Annotated in this window: 18 protein-coding genes; 11 read left to right on the top strand and 7 right to left on the bottom strand. The window is 68.3% G+C overall.

Annotated elements, in window-relative coordinates:
• Positions 1-41: 41 nt before the first annotated feature.
• Complete coding sequence (locus tag FFS72_RS21165; protein ID WP_137875782.1) at positions 42-1,409, top strand: FAD-binding oxidoreductase; 1,368 nt, start codon at positions 42-44, stop codon at positions 1,407-1,409.
• A 7-nt stretch (positions 1,410-1,416) separates the two neighbouring features.
• Here FFS72_RS21165 and FFS72_RS21160 read toward each other — a convergent pair whose 3' ends face one another.
• Positions 1,417-2,865 carry a hypothetical protein gene (locus FFS72_RS21160; protein ID WP_137875781.1) on the bottom strand — a complete coding sequence of 483 codons (1,449 nt, stop codon included), beginning with the start codon at positions 2,863-2,865 and terminating at the stop codon, positions 1,417-1,419.
• 269 nt (positions 2,866-3,134) lie between these two features.
• On the opposite strand from FFS72_RS21160, the gene FFS72_RS21155 reads away from it, so the two are divergent.
• The 6 genes from FFS72_RS21155 (at position 3,135) to FFS72_RS21135 (ending at position 11,068) form a co-directional block, all read left to right on the top strand.
• Positions 3,135-4,211 (top strand): TY-Chap domain-containing protein, encoded by a 1,077-nt coding sequence (locus tag FFS72_RS21155; RefSeq protein ID WP_137875780.1) that lies wholly within the window; start codon positions 3,135-3,137, stop codon positions 4,209-4,211.
• 17 nt (positions 4,212-4,228) lie between these two features.
• Positions 4,229-5,167 carry a GTP pyrophosphokinase gene (locus FFS72_RS21150; protein WP_137875779.1) on the top strand — a complete coding sequence of 313 codons (939 nt, stop codon included), beginning with the start codon at positions 4,229-4,231 and terminating at the stop codon, positions 5,165-5,167.
• A gap of 82 nt (positions 5,168-5,249) precedes the next feature.
• Positions 5,250-8,477, top strand: a complete 3,228-nt coding sequence (locus FFS72_RS21145; protein WP_137875778.1) for a DEAD/DEAH box helicase — start codon at positions 5,250-5,252, stop codon at positions 8,475-8,477.
• 335 nt (positions 8,478-8,812) lie between these two features.
• Positions 8,813-8,944: a hypothetical protein gene (locus FFS72_RS27015; protein ID WP_283235440.1), complete on the top strand. Its 132-nt coding sequence runs from the start codon at positions 8,813-8,815 to the stop codon at positions 8,942-8,944.
• 215 nt (positions 8,945-9,159) lie between these two features.
• Complete coding sequence (locus tag FFS72_RS21140; protein ID WP_137875777.1) at positions 9,160-9,438, top strand: GNAT family N-acetyltransferase; 279 nt, start codon at positions 9,160-9,162, stop codon at positions 9,436-9,438.
• A 310-nt stretch (positions 9,439-9,748) separates the two neighbouring features.
• On the top strand, positions 9,749-11,068 hold the full coding sequence (locus FFS72_RS21135) for an ATP-dependent DNA ligase (RefSeq protein ID WP_171018776.1): 1,320 nt from the start codon (positions 9,749-9,751) through the stop codon (positions 11,066-11,068).
• 357 nt (positions 11,069-11,425) lie between these two features.
• Here FFS72_RS21135 and FFS72_RS21130 read toward each other — a convergent pair whose 3' ends face one another.
• Complete coding sequence (locus FFS72_RS21130; RefSeq protein WP_137875775.1) at positions 11,426-11,872, bottom strand: hypothetical protein; 447 nt, start codon at positions 11,870-11,872, stop codon at positions 11,426-11,428.
• A 260-nt stretch (positions 11,873-12,132) separates the two neighbouring features.
• Between FFS72_RS21130 and FFS72_RS21125 the strand changes: the two genes are divergently transcribed.
• Both FFS72_RS21125 and FFS72_RS21120 read left to right on the top strand, forming a co-directional pair.
• The gene (locus FFS72_RS21125) at positions 12,133-12,936 is read left to right on the top strand and encodes an alpha/beta fold hydrolase (protein ID WP_137875774.1); all 804 of its coding nucleotides are present in this window, start codon (positions 12,133-12,135) and stop codon (positions 12,934-12,936) included.
• Positions 12,937-13,267: 331 nt separating this feature from the next.
• Complete coding sequence (locus FFS72_RS21120; RefSeq protein WP_137875773.1) at positions 13,268-13,837, top strand: DUF4334 domain-containing protein; 570 nt, start codon at positions 13,268-13,270, stop codon at positions 13,835-13,837.
• Between the two features lie 140 nt (positions 13,838-13,977).
• On the opposite strand, the gene FFS72_RS21115 is transcribed toward FFS72_RS21120, so the two are convergent.
• From FFS72_RS21115 to FFS72_RS21100, 4 genes are all read right to left on the bottom strand, one after another.
• Positions 13,978-15,051, bottom strand: a complete 1,074-nt coding sequence (locus tag FFS72_RS21115) for an AAA family ATPase (RefSeq protein WP_137875772.1) — start codon at positions 15,049-15,051, stop codon at positions 13,978-13,980.
• Complete coding sequence (gene pnuC / locus FFS72_RS21110; protein WP_137875816.1) at positions 15,051-15,677, bottom strand: nicotinamide riboside transporter PnuC; 627 nt, start codon at positions 15,675-15,677, stop codon at positions 15,051-15,053. The genes FFS72_RS21115 and pnuC overlap by 1 nt, the downstream gene beginning before the upstream one ends.
• Positions 15,678-15,685: 8 nt before the next feature.
• Positions 15,686-17,020 (bottom strand): IS607 family element RNA-guided endonuclease TnpB, encoded by a 1,335-nt coding sequence (gene tnpB / locus FFS72_RS21105; protein WP_171018775.1) that lies wholly within the window; start codon positions 17,018-17,020, stop codon positions 15,686-15,688.
• 387 nt (positions 17,021-17,407) lie between these two features.
• Positions 17,408-18,583: an oxygenase MpaB family protein gene (locus tag FFS72_RS21100; protein WP_137875770.1), complete on the bottom strand. Its 1,176-nt coding sequence runs from the start codon at positions 18,581-18,583 to the stop codon at positions 17,408-17,410.
• Positions 18,584-18,704: 121 nt separating this feature from the next.
• Between FFS72_RS21100 and FFS72_RS21095 the strand changes: the two genes are divergently transcribed.
• Together FFS72_RS21095 and FFS72_RS21090 are read left to right on the top strand one after the other, a co-directional pair.
• Positions 18,705-19,277 (top strand): TetR/AcrR family transcriptional regulator, encoded by a 573-nt coding sequence (locus tag FFS72_RS21095; protein WP_137875815.1) that lies wholly within the window; start codon positions 18,705-18,707, stop codon positions 19,275-19,277.
• Positions 19,274-19,963 (top strand): SIMPL domain-containing protein, encoded by a 690-nt coding sequence (locus tag FFS72_RS21090; protein WP_137875769.1) that lies wholly within the window; start codon positions 19,274-19,276, stop codon positions 19,961-19,963. The genes FFS72_RS21095 and FFS72_RS21090 overlap by 4 nt, the downstream gene beginning before the upstream one ends.
• Before the next feature lie 29 nt (positions 19,964-19,992).
• Here FFS72_RS21090 and FFS72_RS21085 read toward each other — a convergent pair.
• On the bottom strand, positions 19,993-20,088 hold a 96-nt coding region (locus tag FFS72_RS21085), incomplete at its 5' end, for an integrase core domain-containing protein (RefSeq protein ID WP_137875768.1).

Here is a 20,088-nt window from a genome sequence, read left to right as displayed (position 1 = left end):
TCTCGGTGGTCGCGGAGCAGTCGTGAGCGAATGATGAGGGCATGACCGCTGATCTGACCGTCCTCGCCGGGGAGCTCCCCGACGGAGTCCTCCTCACCGACCCCGACATCGTCGCCGGCTACCGCCAGGACTGGGCCGCCGACCCCAACGCGGGAACGCCGCTCGCGGTGGTACGCGCCACCAGCACCGAGGACGTGCAGACCGCGGTGCGGTGGGCCGCCGCGCACCGGGTCCCGGTGGTGCCGCGCGGCGCCGGATCCGGGCTCTCGGGTGGTTCGTCCGCCGTCGACGGTGGGATCGTGTTGTCCACCGAACGCATGCGAGCCATCGAGGTCGATCCGGTGACGCGGACCGCGGTGGTCCAGCCGGGGTTGCTGAACGCGGAGGTCAAGAAGGCCGCCGCCGAGCACGGCCTCTGGTACCCACCGGACCCGTCGTCGTTCGAGATCTGCTCGATCGGCGGCAACGCCGCCACCAATGCGGGCGGCCTGTGCTGCGTGAAGTACGGCGTCACCACCGACTACGTTCTCGGGATGCAGGTGGTGCTGGCCGACGGGACCGCGGTTCGGTTGGGTGGGCCGCGTCTGAAGGATGTGGCGGGACTGTCGCTGACGAAACTGTTCGTCGGCAGCGAGGGCACTCTCGGCGTCATCACCGAACTGACGTTGAAACTGATTCCGGCCCAACCACCGAGGTCGACGATGGTCGCGTCGTTCGCGACGGTGGAGGCTGCGGCGGAAGCGGTGCTGGCGATCACCCGGACGCTGCGCCCGGCGATGCTCGAGTTCATGGACCAGGCCTCGATCAACGCCGTCGAGGATTCACTGCGGATGGGACTGGACCGGTCCGCCCATGCCCTGCTGTTGGCGCAGTCCGACGCTCCTGGCGCTGCCGCAGAACAGGAGATCGCCGCGATGGTCGCGGCCTGCGAGTCCTGTTCCGCCACCGAAGTGTTCGCCACCGACGACCCCGACGAAGGTGAGGCGTTCACCGCCGCCCGCCGCGCGGTGTTCCCCGCTGTGCAGGCGCTCGGGTCTCTGCTCCTCGAGGACGTCGGCGTGCCGATGCAGGTGCTGCCGACGCTGATCGCGGGCGTCGAGCGGATCGCCGCCGACTGCGGGGTCCGGATCTGCGTCGTCGCGCACGCCGGTGACGGGAACACCCACCCGCTGATCGTCTTCGACCCGAACGACGCCGACGAGACTGCCCGCGCTCAGCGTGCGTTCGGTGACGTGATGGACCTCGCCCTCCGGTTGGGCGGCACCATCACCGGCGAACACGGTGTGGGTCGCCTCAAGCGGGACTGGTTGCCGAACCAACTCGGACCGGACGTGATGGACCTGACCCGCCGGATCAAGAACGCTCTCGATCCGGACGGCATCCTCAATCCCGGCGCAGTCCTCTCCTGACCCTGCGTCACGCCCCGAGGACGGGTGGCGCGACCAGCGGCAACGTCCCGACGAGGTCGTTGCCGTTGTCGGCGTTGACCAGGTAGGCGGGCGTGTCGTGCTCGGCGTCGGAGTCGCCCTGGCCGCGCCCGGCAGCGGGCGGCATCATGCCCGCGCCGGGTGCGCCCGGCTTCCCCGCCGCGCCCGCACCGGCAGCCGATGCCGCGGGCACCTGTCCGCCACCGGGAGCGGCCACGACACCCGATCCTCCGTACCCTCCGGAGACGGAACCTGTTCCGGCGTAACCTGACCCGGTCGACCCTGCCCCACCCGATCCGTGGCCGGGTGTCGTGGAACCGTAGCCACTGCCACTGCCATTTCCACTGCCACTTCCCGGTGAGCCCACACCGGCGCTCCCGACCGCCGTGCCCGGGCCGTCCGGACCCAGTCCGGCCGCTCGCACCTCGCTTCGGTCGTCCGACCCGCCCGACCACTCGTTCGGGTTCGCGGCATTCGCGCCGTCCCCCGCCACCGCGCCGCCGGCGCCCTGCGACGATCCGCCCTCGCTTCCGGGAGCGCCCGCCGCGGTGTCGACGTCAGTGTTCCGCGGCTCCGTGTAGTCGGCCGACCACGCTCCTGTGCCGCCACCGCCACCGTATCCACCACTTCCGCCGCTGGCGCCTCCGCCGCCCATGCCTCCGTCGCCGCCGGGACCACCGGTGACGCTGACCGGGGCAGGCAGCGTCGGCACCCGCGTGTCGGCCTGCCGCATGACCGGGCTGTACACCGTTTTCATGATGTGAATGGCCTGCTGGTGGGCTTCGCTGGCCTCGTGCATCGGCCCCTTGATCCCGAAGGCGCTGAGGACGAAGTCCTGCGGTCGGGACAGGAAGCCCAGTTCCACCGGCGGCGGCATGGTCGCCTTCACCTGAGTGATCGCCGTGGCCGCCTCCTCCACCTTCGTTCCCACGAGGCTGCCCGCGGCCGCCAACTGATCGGACGCCGTCACGTAGCGCTCGGTGGCCTGCTTGGCGTTGTCCGCCGCGACACCCGCCCATCGGGCCGCGTCACCGCTCCCGATCTCGCCCATCACGGCGACCTTGAAGTCGTTGAGCCCCATGCTCAGTGCGGCGCCGATCGCGGTCCACCCCTCCGCACTGGCAGTGACGACAGCCGGGTTCATCGGCTCCACCGCTGCCATGATCGCCTCGTGGGACAGGGAGTCGAAGTTCTCGTCGACGTACACGGTGGCGTCGAACTCGCCGCCGAAGCGGCTTTCGAGTTCGGACTGTCTGGGGTAGATCGCGGCACGGTCGTCGTTTCCGACGCTCCAGTGGTTGATCTGCGCGCGCCCCGACACCTCACCGCCGACGATGTCCACCAGGGCGGGCCCCGCCACGTCCATGGCGATACCTGCCGCCTCCACGATGGCCGAGCCCAGCACCTCGGTCGGCACGAGCTTGTCCACGAAGCTCATATTCGCCCCCTCCACATCGCGTCCATCAGGCCCCACGCACGATCCCGCTCACGGCGACGGCCGCCCACACGACTCCCGCAACTGCGATTCGCCGCATGTCACCCCCTGTCGAAGTCGGCCCACTGATCGTTTGGACGCGCGGGAGTCCGATTCGGTTCCACGTTCTGGGGACATGTCGTGGAACACCGGCTCGGCTCCCGGCTGCGGGCCGTCAGTCGCGATAGCGTGGACGTCACATGGCATGCCGGGCACGACGGACGAGGGGGATCATGGCCGAATCGGAGAGTTTCGATGTCGTCGTCGACCGCGCCTGGTCCGACCATCAGGATCGTCTCGCCGACGTGATCGCGGTGATGCGGGAGGACGATCTCCTCGCACTTGAACTGGGCGAGGAGTCGAGTGTCGACGGGTTCGTCCCGTGCGTGCAGTTCCTGGCGTGGGGGGACGGCCAGATCCGCTGCGAGGTGCCGTCGAACGCCTATCTCGATCCGCGGTATCGGCTGTCCGCGGCCGACGAGGCCCGCTTGGTGGCGTTGGGGTGGCAACGACCGACCCGGGCTCCCGAGGACGAGCCCGATTCGGGTTCGCCCGCGTTCTTCGTCGACAAGCCGTCGAACTGGGCGGATCAGTTGGCCGCGATGTCGGTGACGGTGTTCCGCGAGGTGTGGTCGGTGCCGCATCCGACGTTCCTGCGGGTCGATGCGCCGGGTGCACAGGAGTATGCCGACGCGCTGGAGCCGGCAGAGGCGGATGACGAGCCGTACTCCCTGGATCTGGCGCGGGCGGTGACTCCGCGCGACTCCGCTCACCTGTACGACCTGGTCGCGTCGACGTTGTCGGAGTTGTTCGACGAGCCGGCCGGCGAGGACGACCCGGACGGCGACGACGACTTCATGGTGGCGATCGGGCAGCTCGTCGGTTTCGTGGGACCACACCTCGACGGCGGTGAGGTGCAGGTCCGGATGCCGCTGGTGCGGGACGTCAGCGACCGCACCCGGGCGAGTGAGCTGGTGGCAGATCTGAATCGGCGGTGGCCGCATCTGAAGTTCACGCTGACCGCGGATCGGGTGGACGTGTGGGCGGCGGTGCTGGCGACCCCGTACGTTCCCCAGCATCTGATCGACACGCTGCAGCAGCTGTTCGCGTTCGCGCGGACGGTCGATCCCCGTTTCGCCAACCGGTTCGGCGGCCGGTTGGACGCCCTGGCGGACGACGAACCGGACGCCGTCGAGGTGCAGCGTGGCGAGTTGACGCCGCCGCAGGCGCCGAGTCAGGGACGACCGGGGCGTCAGGGTGAACTGTTCCCGGATCCGGACGAGCAGACGCTCTTCGACGAGCCGAACTGATCGACCACCGGCGGACCATGCGGAGGACGAAGAAGGCGGACGCGGTGGCGACGCTGGTCGACACGCTGTACGACCAGCGGGAGCGAGCGTGGGCGGCGGCGCTGGTGACGACGCAGACCTTCCTGGACACGCTGGCCGATTCGGTACTCGAGGACGAGGATCGCGACCGGCTGAACGCCGACGAGGCCCGGATCAAGGATCGGGCGCGGACCGTCGACAAGATCATGCGCAAGGTGGCGAACGGGCAGATCCAGCGCCCGACGACTCCCGAGGATGTCGCCGAGTCGTTGCACGACCTGCTCGGCGTGAAGGTGCTGTGCAAGACACCTCGTGATCTGACGGCGTTCACCGAGAAGCTGGAGGAGGCGTGCGCGTCACCTGCGTGTTCGGTACGGCTCGCGCACCCGCCCACCGATTACGTCACGGCACCGAAGGACAGCGGGTACCGCGCCTACCACGCGGTGTTGCTGGTGAAAGTTGCGACGCACGAGGGCGATCTCCCCGTGAAGGTGGAGGTGCAGGTGAAGACGCGCCTGCAGGACGCGTGGGGCGAGCTGACGCACGAGGACATGTACAAGCCCGGCAAGGCGCTCAAGCCCAACGAGTTCCACCAGGAGGTGGCGCGCCGGATGGCGGAACTCCTCGACAACGTGGACACGATGGCGGACCTGCTCGCGGCGGAACTGGATCGGCAGACAGCACCGGAAGGCGAAGCGGGCCCGGAGCTCGACGAGGTGACGGTGTTCGCGCGAGTCACCCGAACGGGCAGACGCTATGCGCTGGCAATCTCCCCGGACGGCAGGCAGGGGTTGATTCCCGCACGATCCGTGCGGGCTGCACTCGGGACGAATGCCCGGATCAACGTCGCCAGCCATCTCCATGTCGGGGACACCGTGGACGTGCGGATCGAGGAGACGGACACGGCCCTCTACTTCCACCCCGTGTCACTCGGCTGAGCGTGGGACCAGCGGCGGAGTCACCCGAACCGGCCACCTGTGCACACCGCTTCGGTTCGCGGTCGCGGTACGGTCGGAGGTTATGAGCGCCGACCCGCACGCCGATTTCACCCTCGCCTCGTTGGCGCGGGTGGTCGGGCAGACGTCCTACGGTCGCGGCGTCCGCTATGCCCGTTCGGGCGCCGTCGCGGGCATCGACTGGTATCCGGACGAACTCAGGGCGATCGGGACCGTCGAGGGTACGGGTTCGTACCAGGCGATCGCGAACTTCCAGCGGTTCGGTGAGGAGATCGAGTTCACCTTCGGACAGTGTTCGTGCCCGGTCCGGATGAACTGCAAGCACGTGGTGGCGTTGACGGTCGTGTTGGTCGAATCCGCGTTGGACGAGGCGGAGTCCGGACCGGACTGGGAGGCGATCCTCGACTCCGCCCTGCCCGAGGACCACACCCCGGCCGGGACGATGCCGCTCGGTGTGCAGTTGTCACTGATGCGCGGCCCGCGTTCGGACCGGTGGGGCATGGCGGCGAGACTGGTTCGGCCCGGCAAGGCGGGCTGGGTGAACGGCAACATGACGTGGTCCGGTCTCGGGCACGTTCCCGAGGCGGACCCGCGGCAGGTCCTGCTTCTCTCCGAGTTGTGGTCGACGTATCAGGTGGGCAGGCGCGGCTACTACGGATACGGCAACGAGAAGGACATCGACCTCACATCCGTGATGCCGGAACGGTTGTGGACGCTGATCGACGAGATGTACGACGCCGGTGTCGAATTCGTCCACACCCGGAAGGAGATGGGGACGATACCGCGGCCGGCCCGTGCCGAGTTGGTCGTGGACCTCTCCCGGTCGGATCGTGGTCTCGACGTGACGCCGACCATCCACGTCGACGACTCCGACCTGCCCGTGAGCGTGCTCGGATTCTTCGGCTCCGACCCGCATGGGGTGCTCTACCTTCCCTCCGACGAGCCTCGCAAGCCCGAACCCGACCGGTGGCCGTTCCGGATGGCCCGGCTCACCGGCCGCGCACCGCGGGCGATGCAGGACCTGATCATCGGGAACGAGTCGGTGACGGTGCCGCCGGAGGACACGACCCGGTTCACCAGCGAGTACTTCCCCCGCCTGCAGCGCGCCGCGGCGGTCCGCTCGTCGAGTGACGACTTCACGCCGCCGACGGTGGAGGGCCCCGGACTGGTCCTCGACGTCGCCTACTCCGAAGGGCACCGCGCCGACGTGACGTGGTGGATGTCCTACCGGATCGACGGCGTGGAACGGCTGGCGGCGCTCGACGGTCCCCTGCACGAGGCGTTCCGTTCGGAGGAACGTGAACGTGCGCTGCTCGCCGGACTCGACGCGCCACTCGACCAATACGGCCTACGCCGGGAGGGCGTCGACCGTCCGTACCCGCGCGTGACGTTGCACGGCCTCGACACCGCCCGGGTCGCGGGCGAGCTGCTGCCGTTGCTCGAGAGCCGCGACGACGTCGAGGTCCGGGTGAGCGGTAGTCCCGCCGACTACCGGGACGCGGGCGAATCCCTGCAGATCGGGGTCGGCACCGACGCGACGGACGACGGCGACTGGTTCGATCTGGAGATCACGGTTCGTGTCGAGGGTCAGCCGGTGCCGTTCAAGGACGTCTTCACCGCCCTCAGCGCGGGCGACTCGCACCTGCTGCTCCCGGACGGCGCGTACCTGTCCCTGGACAAGCCTGAGCTGCAGCGCCTCAAGGCGCTGATCACCGAGGCCAGGGACATGCACGACCAGGATCCGAACCAGTTGCGGCTGAGCAGGTTCCAGGCCGGGGTGTGGGAGGAGTTGGCGGCGCTCGGCGTCGTGGAGCGTCAGGCCGAGCAGTGGCGGGTGCAGGTGCAGGGTCTGTTGGACCTCACCGAGACCGCGGACCTGGAGCCACCGTCGACGCTGCGGGCGACACTGCGGCCCTACCAGCTCGACGGGTTCCGGTGGCTGGCGTTCCTGTGGACCAACCGACTCGGTGGCATCCTCGCGGACGACATGGGTCTCGGCAAGACGGTGCAGTCGTTGGCGCTGATCTGCCATGCGCGGCAGACGAAGTCGTCGGCTGAACCCGTACTGATCGTGGCGCCGACGTCGGTGGTGCCGAACTGGGCGTCCGAGGCGCAGCGGTTCGCGCCGCACCTGAAGGTCGTCGCCATGTCCGAGACGTCCGCGAAGCGCGGCGCGGCCCTCGGTGAGTCGATCGAGGGTGCGGACGTGGTGATCACCTCGTACACGCTGGCCCGGCTCGACGCCGACGAGTACGAGTCGTACCGGTGGTCGATGCTGCTGCTCGACGAGGCGCAGTTCGTCAAGAATCACCGATCCAAGGCGTATCAGGCGATGCGCCGGATCGACGCCCCGACGAAGATCGCGATCTCGGGCACGCCGCTGGAGAACACCCTGATGGAGCTGTGGTCGCTGCTGTCGATCACGGCGCCGGGACTGTTCCCGCATCCGACGAAGTTCCAGGAGTTCTACCGCACGCCCATCGAGAAGTCCGGGGACACCGAACTTCTCGCCCAGCTGCGCAGGCGGATCCGTCCCCTGATGCTGCGCCGCACGAAGGAGCAGGTCGCCGCCGATCTGCCCGAGAAGCAGGAGCAGGTGCTCGAGGTCGAGTTGTCGCCGCAGCACCGCAAGCTCTACGACACCCGGCTGCAGCGGGAGCGGCAGAAGATTCTCGGTCTGGTCGACGACCTCGACTCCAACCGGTTCACGATCCTGCAGTCGCTGACGGTGCTGCGCCAGCTCAGCCTCGACCCCGCCCTCGTCGACGACACGCACCGGACGGTGGGGTCCGCGAAGATCGACGCGCTGATCGAGCAGCTCGAGGACGTCGTCGCGGGCGGGCACCGCGCGCTGGTGTTCAGCCAGTTCACCGGCTTCCTCGACCGGGTTCGCACGCGCCTCGACGCGGAGAACATCGCGCACTCCTACCTCGACGGGCGGACCCGGGGTCGCGCGCAGGTGCTCGACGAGTTCAAGAGCGGCGACGCGCCCGTCTTCCTGATCAGCCTCAAGGCGGGCGGGTTCGGGCTGAATCTCACCGAGGCCGACTACTGCTTCCTGCTCGATCCGTGGTGGAACCCCGCCACCGAGGCGCAGGCGGTGGACCGCACCCATCGAATCGGCCAGACCCGAAACGTGATGGTGTATCGACTCATCGCGAAGGACACGATCGAGGAGAAGGTGATGACGCTCAAGGGGCGGAAGTCGGAACTGTTCTCGTCGGTGGTCGACGAGGGCGGTGCGTTCAGCTCGTCGCTGTCGGCCGAGGACATCCGCGAGCTGCTCAACTGAAATCGTGGCTCCCCCACGCCAACCCTCCCACTGTTAGCATCGCCTAAGTTCCTGGGTCACCGACCCGAGAACCATCGAAGATGACTGCCGCTCAACAGAACTGCGTCGAGCGGCGCTTTCACGTGAGGAGAAACACATGGGATCGGTCGAGGATCTGTTGGCGTCCAGCCAGCTCGTTTCGTCGCTGGAGCACCTGTTCGGCGTGCTCGCGGGACTCTCCGCCTCCTGACCGCCACGCTGCGACCTGGACAGCGGGCGCAGCGCCACTCCCCGACCCGTCGGGGTGAACTTTTCACTCGGGACCGCAGCGGTCCCGCCGCATTTGGAGGTACACCATGGGCTCTCTCGAAACCGCCGCCCTGATTCCGCTCGGCAGCGTCGACATCGTCGGTGCCGGCCTGGTCGACTCGGTCACCAACACCATCAACGCGCTGGTCATCCTGGCCGGCGGGATCAGCCAGAGCTGATCCGCCGGCTCGTCACCGACGAAGGCCCGTACGGCACTGCGCCGCACGGGCCTTCGTCGTCGTGTCGTGACCCTGCTCCGCGCCCGTGGCCGGTGCCTCCAGGAGCTTGTGAGCCGAGCCGAAGCGCAGCGGAATAACGACACCACTTCGGGCGGTTGTTCGAGTCGACTGTGCACGCCGTAGCGTGCTGGGTACCCGACGAAAGGACGGCGACCGTGTCGCATCGCATCGAGCACCTGCCGGAGAACAACCGATTCGAACTCCTCGTCGACAACAAGGTCGCCGCCTACGCCGAGTACTCCGAGCACCACCACGTGCGGGACTTCGACCACACGGTCACCGAGGACGAGTTCCGCGGGCAGGGACTCGCCGGCGCGCTGGTCGCAGCCGCCCTCGACACCACGCGCGCCGAGGGGCTGAAGATCCGCACGTCCTGCTCGTATGTGAACGCCTATGTCGCGAAGCATCCCGAGTACCAGGATCTCGTCGCCTGAGCACTCGGACGTAGATCTGAGCGGTGCGGACCGGAGCAGGTCGCGGGCGCCTGCCTGCCGGACCATTTCACGGCACTCCGGGTTGGCTTCGAGGTGCCGCAACAATGCGATGGGTGAGTTGGGTTCCGAGACAAGCCTGCTCGCGCGGATGACCACCACCCGATCGGTGTCGAGGCCACACTACTCGGCCTCCCGGGGTGCGGACTGTCCGGCGGCGTCGCAGCCATGCTGCGACTGCCGCACCCTGTCGGGGGTGGATGTGAAGCTTGGTGCATCGCAGCACCCACCGCCCTTCAGGAGGAAGCCGAGTATGTCGGTCCCCGCAGTGACCACCACCGCCCACGTCAACGAGGCCGTCTACATCGACCCGCGTGCCGGGAACGACAAGTTCTACCGGACCTTCACCTTCGGCTCCGTGTGGGTTTCTCAGTACGGCCGCAACGGCACCCTGGGCACCTTCACCAAGCTCGTCGAGGCCGCCAGCCCCGAGGCGGCAGCGAAGGCCGCCGCCGCCAAGTTCGCCGGCAAGGTGAAGAAGGGCTACGAGCCGGTGCGCTCGGGTGCCGTCGAAACCAGCGCCGTCATCACAGCGGACAACCTCACGGTGCTCGACACACTCGCGGAGGGTCTGCAGAAGGGTGACGCCGTCGGCATCGTCACCGAGCCCGTCGCCGCCGTCGAGATGGATGCCCGCCGTGACGACTTCACCGCTGCCGCTGTCGAGGCACTGACCGCCATCTCGTCCCTCGGGGAGCCCGCGGTCGCCGAGGACTCCATTCCGTTGCTGCCGGTGCGGCCGATGCTCGCGTCCGTGCAGCCCGCCGCGACCGTAGCGGACGCGATGGACTCCGACGACTGGTACGCCCAGTTCAAGTACGACGGCGACCGTGTCGTCATCGAAGTCGACAACGGTGAGATTCGCGTGCTCAACCGCCAGGGCCAGGCGAAGGTCCGCAATGTCGGACCGGCGCACCTGAATCCGTTCAGCGCCTTGCACTCCGGCCGCTGGGTCTTTGACGGTGAGGTGGTGGGACGCACCCTGGTGCTGTTCGACCTCATCGTCGCCACCAACGGCGTCCACACCTGGACGCGGGAGACCACCACGTTCCCGGACCGTCACCACGCGCTCACCATCCTCACCGAGTTGCTGGGCATCCCCGCAGTCGACAAGGCCCCGGAGGGCAGTTCGGTGGTGCTCGCGCCGATCGCGGTGACCGCCCAGACTAAGGTCGCCATGCTCGAATCCGCTGTGGCCGAGCAGCGTGAGGGCATCATCCTGCGCCATCGCGGCGGCACCTACGAGTCCGGTCGCCGCTCGACCATGCTGGTCAAGCACAAGCTCATCAAGGACGTCGATGTCGTCGTCACCGCCCTGCACCCGGTGAAAGATTCCGCGGAGCTCGCCGTCCACGACGCCGAGGGGAACCTCGTCCAGGTCGGTACCGCGTCCACCATCGGCAAGGGTGCGGTCGAGGTCGGTCAGGTCTGGGTGGTGACGTTCCTGTACGTCACCAACCCCGAACACCCGCGCATGGTCCAGCCGCGCCTGATCCGCCAGCGCCACGACAAGGCACCCGCGGAGTGCCTGCTCGGCCAGTTCGCCGACGCAGGCACGAACAAGACCGTCTGACCCTCACGCGAAGGGCACCAGAAGTCCCCGACACCGCGGTGGTGTCGGGGACGTCCCCGTCACCGGGTGCGCGCCGGAGCGAGCCGCCTGCCATCACTGCCCCCGGGGGCGACTGTCCGGACCGCCACCCACCGCGAACGCGCCCACCGCGCCGCCGCGACGGTCTGACCGACGGACACGAACTCCGCACGTGTCGGAGCCATCTTCTGTCGGCGCCAGACGGCGACCGCCGACGCCAAGATTGCGGCGGCGATCAGGGAAGGAAGAACCGGCCGAGCATGGCAGCCGTAGTCGTGAATCGGAGTAGACAACGGATCCCCCGAAATCGCACAACGGGGGTGCCCCCAGCGGGCCCGTTCAGAAGGCGTCGTCGTCGGGGTGCAGCGGCCCGAACACCGCCCGCCACGGCCCCGCCAACAGGTCATAGTGCTGCTGCTCGAATCCGTACCGGCCGACGAGATCTCGGACGACGAGCGCGAGCGCAGCCTCCCAGGCGGCCTTCCACTCGACGGACCAGACGCCACCGAACGGCCTGGTGGCGTCCGCAGCCGCGGCCCACGCGGCGTCGACGTTGCGGACCTCGCACCAGGCGGCGCACATGGCGATACCGGCCGCGTCGATGGCCCCACCGTCGGCGGCTGAACCTCCACAGCCGCCGGCCGCCGTGGCCCGGGCGGTGGCGAACTGCTCGACTTGTTCGGGTGTCGCGGTGGCGACGATGCGGACCAGAGCGCCGATCTCCTGCCACTGTGGATCGGTGATCGCTGCTGTCTCGGCATCCAACGTGTGGCCGATGACCTGCATGGTTTCCCCAAAGCGTTGCGGATCCAGCGGTGCACGCCAGGCGGCGCAAGAAGTAAAGCCTGGCGTACGACAGCATGCCGGTGCCGCTTCCGATCGCATCCCGGCGTGGCGCCACCGAATCCGGACAGCCGCGCCGGCGGCGGCCCGGACGTGAGACGACGGTGGCCCCAACCGAAGTCGGGGCCACCGTCGTCTCGTCCTCGCCAAACGCTTCCATCGAATGTCCTGCTCGCTGGCAGTGTCGGCGGTAGCGTTTCTGTATGGACCTGCGCCACGACGTCGCCGGTGTCGGGCCAACGCTGATACTCGTGCACGGGATCGCAGATCGGCGGCAATCCTGGGCATGCGTGTTGGATCAGTTGACGCCGTATCGCCGGGTGGTCACCGTTGATCTTCCGGGCCACGGAGAGTCGGCCGCCCTCTCGGATGGGGACGACGTGTTGGGCCTGCTCTTCGACGAGTTGACCGGTTTCGTCCGATCCGTGACACCGGCGGGAGAACGCCCACACATCGCCGGAAACTCTCTCGGGGGCTGGCTTGCCCTGGCCATGGCTGCCCGCGGCGAGGTGGCCTCGGTTACCGCGCTTTCTCCAGCAGGATTCTTCGTCAACCATGTCGATCAGAGGCTCACCGATCTGACGTTTCTGATATTGCGCGGACTCACCCGGGCGACTGGTTCGCGGATGCCGAAGACGATGAGCCTGCGGCCCCTTCGCTCCGCCTCACTCGCGCCGTTCTACGGCCATCCCAGCCGTGTCTCGTACGAGGATGCGGTGATCGGCGCCCATTCGCTCGCCACGAACGCCGTGCTGGACCGGGCGAGGAAGGCGACCTTCGACTTCCCGGCGCCCGTCGACCCGGAGGTGCCGGTCACGGTCGCGTGGGGTCGGCGGGACATGATCTTGCCGGTGTATCGGGCGCGGCGTGTGCGGAGTGTGTTCCCGCAGGCCCGGGTGATGGTGCTGCCCGGGATCGGGCACGTGCCGATGACCGACGATCCTGAGTTGATCAGCACGATTCTGCTCGGTGGCAGCTCCGCGCTGTCCCGAGAATCTCCAGGCTGACCCCAATCGATCGTGTGGTGCGCAGCGTCGCCGTACACGTGCGTGACGTGTGGACCGCTATCGCTGAGGGACTCCGACTCGTCGACCAGCCCACCGGTGACGAGGGGATCCCATCGCACCTGGTCCGGCAGGTTCATGGACTCGAGCAGGGCTTCGGTGCCTGCGAGGAGTTCGGCGGCGCGGGCGTCGATGTCGGCGAACATCGGGCCGCCAACTGGCATGCGGCTCGCTGGAGGTGCACGGTCACATCCCGACGCGGGTAACCACCACCCCCTTCCCTGTTTGCACAACTCTGTGCAGAATGTCGGTTAACTAATGACAGGAGGACGGCATGTCTGTGGCAGAGCGGATCATCGCCGAGCAGCGCGCGACGGTGGACGAGGCACAGGCGGTGTTCGACGACGCGCCTCCTGCCGACCCGGACTTCCTGATCGGCACGTGGCGCGGCGCCGAGCTGCGCACGGGACACAAGATGGACGGCATGCTCGACGCCAGCGGCTGGTGGGGCAAGCAGTTCGTGGACGCGGAGACCGTGCACCCGCTCCTGTTCCCGTCCGCGGACGGCCGGTCCCTGTGGGCCCTCGATCCGCAGCGCATCCCGTTCACGCTGCTGATGCACCGCCTCGTCCCGTCCTTCGAGGGCAAGGACCTGTCGAGGCTCGTCGCCACCGGCCGACCCGTCGTCTCGACACGCAAGCCCAAGGCACGGCTGCGGTCCACCCGCTTCCGCGGCGTCGACACCGCCACGATGATCTACGACGCACACCCCATCAACGACGTGTTCCGCCGCGTCTCCGACGACACCGTCATCGGATGGATGGACCTGCGTGGATCGGAGCGCCCCTACTTCTTCTCCCTCACCCGCGACGAGTCACTGCCGGTGGTCGCCGGCTCCCGCTGATCCACCGCCCCCAACCCACACCACCCGTCTGGCCGACGCCGCCCCAACACCCCCTTTCTTTTGACCGAATGTGGCGTTCGGTCACTTCAAGTGACCGAACGCCACATTCGGTCACGCCGGCCCAGCGCACGACCACCCACTCACAGCGGGTCCGCGAACGTCGCGTTGATCCGCAGCGCCTGGTCGACGACGCGCTCCGCTAACTGCACCCGCTCGTCGACGGTGCCCGTGAGCAGGACCCAGGACCGTCCCGTTGCGGTGAGCGCGTCCTCGAACCACCGGGTCATGTCGGCGCGGATGTGTTCGCCGTCGCGAATTCCGTCCTGCACGAAGGGAACTCCGTCGTGGTCGGTGAGCAGGTAGAGGGCGCCGCGCTCGGGGGCGACGGCGTGCCCCGCGGACTCTCCGAGGTACCGCCGTTCCCACACGGTGGTGGCGAACGCGTCGGTGTCGCAGATGAGGACGGGCGACCCGGCGCGGGCCGCCGCCTCTTCGAGCCGTGTCTGTTCGGCGGCGATGTGGGCGAAGTCGTCGCCGGTCCACACGAGGTCGTCCATCGACGCATCCGAGCGCTCGCGTCGCAGGTGGTCGAGCTTGTCCACCGTGGCCTGCCGCCCGTACTCGGGCACCCACCCGGTCCGCGCCCAGACGCCGCCGCGCCCGCGAAACCGCTCGGCCAGTGCGCGGCTGACGGTGGTGGTGCCGGTCGACTCGGCACCGACGACCACGATCCGCGTCGTGAGACCCGCGCGAGCCGGGGCGTCGAGGTCGTCCCAGCGCGCCGGCAGGTCGGCGCGGCAGTCCGTCCCCGACACGGGATGGTTGACGCGTCCGGGGTCGACGCTGACGTGGGTGGCCGAGAACCACTGCGCCAGTTCGTCTCCGTACTTCTCGCTGGAGACGACGGCGTCGACGGGGACGGCGGTGACGCGGCGGACCGCGGCCCGCATGCACGCAACCTGCGCCGCCCACACGGGTTGCGAGTCGAGGTCCATCGGCGCGTCGCACAACACGCCGGTGATGGTCACCGTCTCCGCGCCGGCGTGAGTGTCGCGCATCCAGGACACCCTGTCCGCCAACGGAATCGACTCCGCAGCGGACGCCATCACCACCACCGTCACCCGCTCGGCGACCTCGGACGCCGAGCGGACGAGGTGGTGGTGGCCGGCGTGCGGCGGATAGAACTTGCCAATCACGAGCGCGTGCCGATACATCACGCCACCACCGCGAACTCGGGCGTCGCGACGCGGCTACGACGCCACGCGACGAGCCCGCGGACGCACAGCAGCAGGAACCCGCAGTACAGCAGGGCGGTCAGCGTCAGCCCCTTGTGCAGGTACAGCGGGATGTAGATGAGGTCCGCGGCGATCCACAGCAGCCACGACTCCCAGCGTTTCGTCGCCTGACCCCACGTCGCGAGCAGCGACAGGACGGTGGTGACCGCATCCCAGAAGGGGACCGTCGACGACGTCGCCGTGTCGAGCAGGACGGTCAGCCCGGCGGTGCCGAGGACACCAACGCCCGCCAGCCATGCCCATTCCTGCGCACTGGTGCCGGTGACATGCAGCGCGCCGGTGTCGGCGCCGCGCACCCAGTTGGACCATCCCCACAGCGCGAGGGCGATGTAGACGACCTGGAGTCCGGAGTCGGCGTAGAGGCCGGTGGTCGCGAACAGCAGGATCCAGACGAGATTGTTCGCGATCCCGATCGGCCAGTTCCAGGCGGACTGCTGCGCGACCAGCCACACGCACAGCGCGCCGGTGACGAAGCCGAGCACTTCGGCCCAGGTGGTCGGCGCACCGAACGCGGTGAAGGCGGTCGAGTTGAGGAAAGTGATCATGGCGCCGTTCACGAAGCGTGCAGCTCTGCTCCGTGAGCCACGTCCTCACGAACGTGGCGTTGACCGCATCGCGGTCTTCCCGTGGCAATCTCACTGCCCGACACATGGTCGGGTCTGACGCGAGTTCCAGCGGGCTGCTCCCGAAGCAACTCTCCGGTGCCGCCGCCCGCGAGGGCGGCGAGATTGAGCGCGGCGTTGTGGTCCCGATCCAGGATCAGGCCACACACTGCACACACGTACGTCCGTTCCGACAGGGCCAGCTTGGTTTTCGCCGCGCCACACCCGGAACAGGTCTTACTGGACGCGAACCATCGGTCCGCGACGACGAGCCGCACACCGGCCGTGTCCGCCTTGTAGGTCAACTGGCGCCTGAACTCACCCCACCCGGCATCGGCGATTCGGCGGGCGAGGCGCCGGTTACGCACCATCCCGGCGACGTGCAGATCCTCGATCACGATCGTGTCGAACTCGCCGACGAGTCGGGTGGTGAGCTGGTGCAGACCATCACGCCGCTGGTTCGCGACACAGGTATGCAACCGCGAAACACGATCGTTCGCCTTGCGCCAGCGATTCGACGGCGCTTGCCCGCTGCGCCGATCCGGCCCCTGTCTACGGGCCGTGACTCGCTGAGCCCGCCGCAGCTGCCGTTGTGCCTTATCGAGGTGGCGAGGGTTGGCGATCGTCTCGCCGGTCGACAGGGTCGCCAATGCGGTGATGCCCAGATCGATACCCGCTACCGGTTGCCCGCCACGCGGGGCGGCATCGGTGTCTGTGTCGGCAAGCTCGACCGCGAACGACACATGCCACCGGCCCCGCTGAAACGACAGGGTCGCCGAGATGATCCGGGCGGTCCCGGCCTCGATCCTGCGGGCCAGCTTCCGGGTCGACTCGTACGTGCGGACCTCACCGATCCGGGGAAGTCGAATGTGCCGCCGGTCGCGGCCGAGCCCGAACGCACCCGTGGTGAAGCCGCAGGATGGGCGGGATCGCTTCGACTTGAACCGCGGCATCCGAGTACGCCCATCCCGGCGGTTCTTCAACGCCACAGCCAGGTTCGTGCACCCGGAGGCGTACGCCTCCTTGCTGTTCTCACCCCACCACGGGGCCACGACGTCTTTCACCTGGTTCCAGGTTTTCCGCAGGGAGTACGCGGAGGTGTTGATCCACGGGGTGCGGTCGGCCTCGGCGATCCCGTAGGACTCCTCGGCGCTGCGTTGGTTCCAGTTCGCCGTCACCTGTGCGAGCGCCCAGTTGTAGGCGAACCGCTGCGCCCCGCAATGCGACCGAAACTGATGTTCCTGCTCGATGGTGGAATCGAGCGCGAACAGGTATGCCCGGATCACCGCCCCACCCCCCAACCCACACCTCAGTCCGAACTGATGTTCGATTACGGTACCCGACTCCCGACCCGAACGCCCGAGAAAGGCGGACACTCGCTGAACCGGACTACTCCGCACGCAGCGGTCATTCACCTCGCCGCGGAGGTGCCGAAGCCGGCGATGTCGACGCTCGCCACCCAGCCTCAACCCCTCGGATAGCGGATCACCGGTCCGACCTACAGCGCTCCGCCGCAACAACTCGACTTGAAACAGCACAAACGCGCACCTACTGACGAGCATCTTGAAACCCCTTTCAGTTGCTGCGCAGATTAGATCATTTCTGCGCTTACTGAGCAACGGGAACGCGAAACGACCCCGAGCGCACGCTCGGGGTCGTCGACGCGAGGGGGTTCAGTGCGGCGCCGCGTCCACCAGACCGTGCTCGACGCGGTACGAGGCGCGCATCCGCGCCATCTCGGAATCCCGGACCCGGTACGCCTTGAGGATGGCCGCCTCCCGATCGGAAACGCGGAGCTGCTGGACCCGCCCGACCCCGGCCAGCACGGGTCCGGCGTATCGGAGGACGTGCTTGAGCCGACCGTCGGGGATGCGCAGGGCGTCGGCGTCCGCGTCACCGATGAACACCCGCTGCAGTCCGTACATCAGCTTGACGGCCAACGACTTCCGCATCTTCTCGCTGCCCGGGAGGATGTTCGCGAGCTCGGGCGCCAGGTAGTCCTCCGTGAGCGCGACGACGAAGTCGCGGTCGTCGTCGCCGGGGCCGGGCGAGGTGAGCCGGTACAGCTCCTCGATCCGGACGTGGTCGGCTTCGGTGTGCGGGTTCAGCGCGTCGCTCATGCCGATGACGTGCCCGACGTACCGCCACAGGTGGTAGATGTCGGCGAGTTCGCGATCGGTGAAGCGCACGCCGAGTCCGTGCATGGCCTCGTTGGCGATGTGTCCGAACTCGGCGATGGTGAATGCCATGTACGGCTGCGGGATCGGCACACCCCACGCCGCGTCGTCCCACTTCCCGCTGAGCCGGATACCGCGACGCACGTGCGCGTGGATCACGCGGACGCGCACCGTGTACTCGAAACCGGCACCGCCGCGGCGCATTCCGCCGCGCGAGATGACGTGACGCAGCCACTCCCCCACCTCGACGGAGCGGATGGCGGGCTCGCTGGCGTACCGGCCGGTGAGCGCGAGCGGTTTGCCCGCGATCGTGTTACCCGCGCCCCGAACGAGGGACGCGGCGCCGAGCACCATGCCCATCACGGCACTGTTGCGGATGAGGGCGTCGGCGGCATGATCGAGCCGGTCGTGGTCGAGCCACTCGGGCTCGTCGTCGAGGAATGCGAAGAGGTCACGCAGCGACTGCGGCGCGTCCACGACGGAGTCGATGCCACCTTCGATGGCGGCACGGACCGATGCGATGGCCGACGATCCCCCGAACCCATCGTCGACCACCGCGTCGGCCAGTGGATCGGCCTCCCACATCCCGTCGAGCCACACGCGGCCGGCGTCGCCGTAGCGGCGCAGCGCGAGATCGGCGTTGACGAGGGCGCTGGGAGTCGGTCGATCCATGCATTTCATGTAAACACGAGGAATCCTCACTTACTATTCACTTTCACACAGCCGCATCGGGAGGGTCGAAATGGCAGGTAAGACCGCACGACGCTCACCGGTTCAGCAGCGCGGACGGGAGATGCGCGGTCGGATCCTCACCTCCACCCTCACTCTTCTGGAGCGCAAACCCGGCAGCAGACCCAGCACCGCCGCGATCGCGGAGCACGCCCACGTCAGCATCGGCACCGTCTACCGCTACTTCGCAGACATGGACGCCATCATCGAGGAACTGCGCCTGGCCGCCGTGCACGACATCACCACCCGGCTGTCGAGCAGCATCGGCCGCGCCATGGACCAGCAACCGTTCGACGCGATGGTGACGGTCGTCGAGGGTCTGACGTCGGCATTCGAGGCGCACGCGGCGGTGATACGGGCCTCGTACACGTCGGCGGAGAGCGCGTTCGGCGACGCGTGGGCGGAGGTCGAGGGGCCGCTGCTGCCGTTGGCTCGGATCATTCCGACACGGCTGCGTCCCGACCTGGACGACGCGGCGATCGACGACCTGGTGTTCATCACCATGGGTGCGACGGCGAGCCTGTGCTCCAGGATCGCGCTGCTACGTCCGCCCGGGTCGGATCGGGACGCCCTGATCGCGACGACGGCCCGGATGCTGCTCGCCGCGTTCGGACACGCTGGCACACTCGTAACATGACCCAGCACTCGATCGCCATCACCGTCACCGGCCACGCGGAGCGTGAGTTCACGCCGAACCGCTGCACAGTGCGACTGCGGGTCCACACCGACGGCGCGACCCACGAGGCAGCGGCGGAGCCTGCCACCGCGGCGGTCAAGGCCGTCACCGACCTGGTGACGGCGCTGCGCGATCACGAGAACAGTCCCGTCAAGCGGTGGACCCTCGATCAGGTACAGCACAGCCGCCACCGCCCGTACAGCCGGGATGGCAAGAAGCGGCAGTGGGTGTACCAGTCGTCGGCCTCGATCACGGTGACGTTCACCGACTTCCGCGCCGTCGGCCCGTTCGTCACCCGCGCCTCCGAGGTCGAGGCCGTCAACGTCGACCATCTGCGGTGGTGGGTGAGCCGCAAGGCGGAAGCGAAGCGGCTCGCGAAGGTGCGGCATCTCGCGGTCCTCGACGCCATCGAGAAGGCGCAGGGGTTCACGGAGGCGTTGGGGTTCGGCACCTTTCACGCGGTCGCGATCGCCGACCCGGGCATGCTGGGTGTCGCTCCGCCGACCGAACCGGTCCGCTCCGCCGGCGCCCCGATGATGCGGGCGCTCGCCGCGCCGATGGGTGTCGACGGCGAACCCGAGCTGGTGCTCGAACCCGACCGGATCACCATCAGCGCCGACGTCGAAGCCCGGTTCGAGGCGTCCTGACACCCACCGCGACTAGGTGTACCCGGCCATCAGGTTGGTGTCAGGCGGCTGACCGGCGGGAGCCCTCCGAGTGCGCTGTGGCGTCGTCGAGTGTTGTAGTACTCGACCCAGGGCGCAAGTGCTTC

The sequence above is a fragment of the Rhodococcus sp. Q genome (assembly GCF_005503035.1).
Classification (GTDB): domain Bacteria; phylum Actinomycetota; class Actinomycetes; order Mycobacteriales; family Mycobacteriaceae; genus Rhodococcus_G.
This window is presented reverse-complemented; position numbering and strand designations above follow the sequence as displayed.

Bases quoted from the DNA above. Each gene is read 5' to 3' on its own strand.
- FFS72_RS21165 (WP_137875782.1), top strand. From the start codon at position 42: ATGACCGCTGATCTGACCGTCCTCGCCGGGGAGCTCCCCGACGGAGTC.
- FFS72_RS21160 (WP_137875781.1), bottom strand. From the start codon at position 2,865: ATGAGCTTCGTGGACAAGCTCGTGCCGACCGAGGTGCTGGGCTCGGCC.
- FFS72_RS21155 (WP_137875780.1), top strand. From the start codon at position 3,135: ATGGCCGAATCGGAGAGTTTCGATGTCGTCGTCGACCGCGCCTGGTCC.
- FFS72_RS21150 (WP_137875779.1), top strand. From the start codon at position 4,229: ATGCGGAGGACGAAGAAGGCGGACGCGGTGGCGACGCTGGTCGACACG.
- FFS72_RS21145 (WP_137875778.1), top strand. From the start codon at position 5,250: ATGAGCGCCGACCCGCACGCCGATTTCACCCTCGCCTCGTTGGCGCGG.
- FFS72_RS27015 (WP_283235440.1), top strand. From the start codon at position 8,813: ATGGGCTCTCTCGAAACCGCCGCCCTGATTCCGCTCGGCAGCGTCGAC.
- FFS72_RS21135 (WP_171018776.1), top strand. From the start codon at position 9,749: ATGTCGGTCCCCGCAGTGACCACCACCGCCCACGTCAACGAGGCCGTC.
- FFS72_RS21130 (WP_137875775.1), bottom strand. From the start codon at position 11,872: ATGCAGGTCATCGGCCACACGTTGGATGCCGAGACAGCAGCGATCACC.
- FFS72_RS21125 (WP_137875774.1), top strand. From the start codon at position 12,133: ATGGACCTGCGCCACGACGTCGCCGGTGTCGGGCCAACGCTGATACTC.
- FFS72_RS21120 (WP_137875773.1), top strand. From the start codon at position 13,268: ATGTCTGTGGCAGAGCGGATCATCGCCGAGCAGCGCGCGACGGTGGAC.
- FFS72_RS21115 (WP_137875772.1), bottom strand. From the start codon at position 15,051: ATGTATCGGCACGCGCTCGTGATTGGCAAGTTCTATCCGCCGCACGCC.
- pnuC (WP_137875816.1), bottom strand. From the start codon at position 15,677: ATGATCACTTTCCTCAACTCGACCGCCTTCACCGCGTTCGGTGCGCCG.
- FFS72_RS21100 (WP_137875770.1), bottom strand. From the start codon at position 18,583: ATGGATCGACCGACTCCCAGCGCCCTCGTCAACGCCGATCTCGCGCTG.
- FFS72_RS21095 (WP_137875815.1), top strand. From the start codon at position 18,705: ATGCGCGGTCGGATCCTCACCTCCACCCTCACTCTTCTGGAGCGCAAA.
- FFS72_RS21090 (WP_137875769.1), top strand. From the start codon at position 19,274: ATGACCCAGCACTCGATCGCCATCACCGTCACCGGCCACGCGGAGCGT.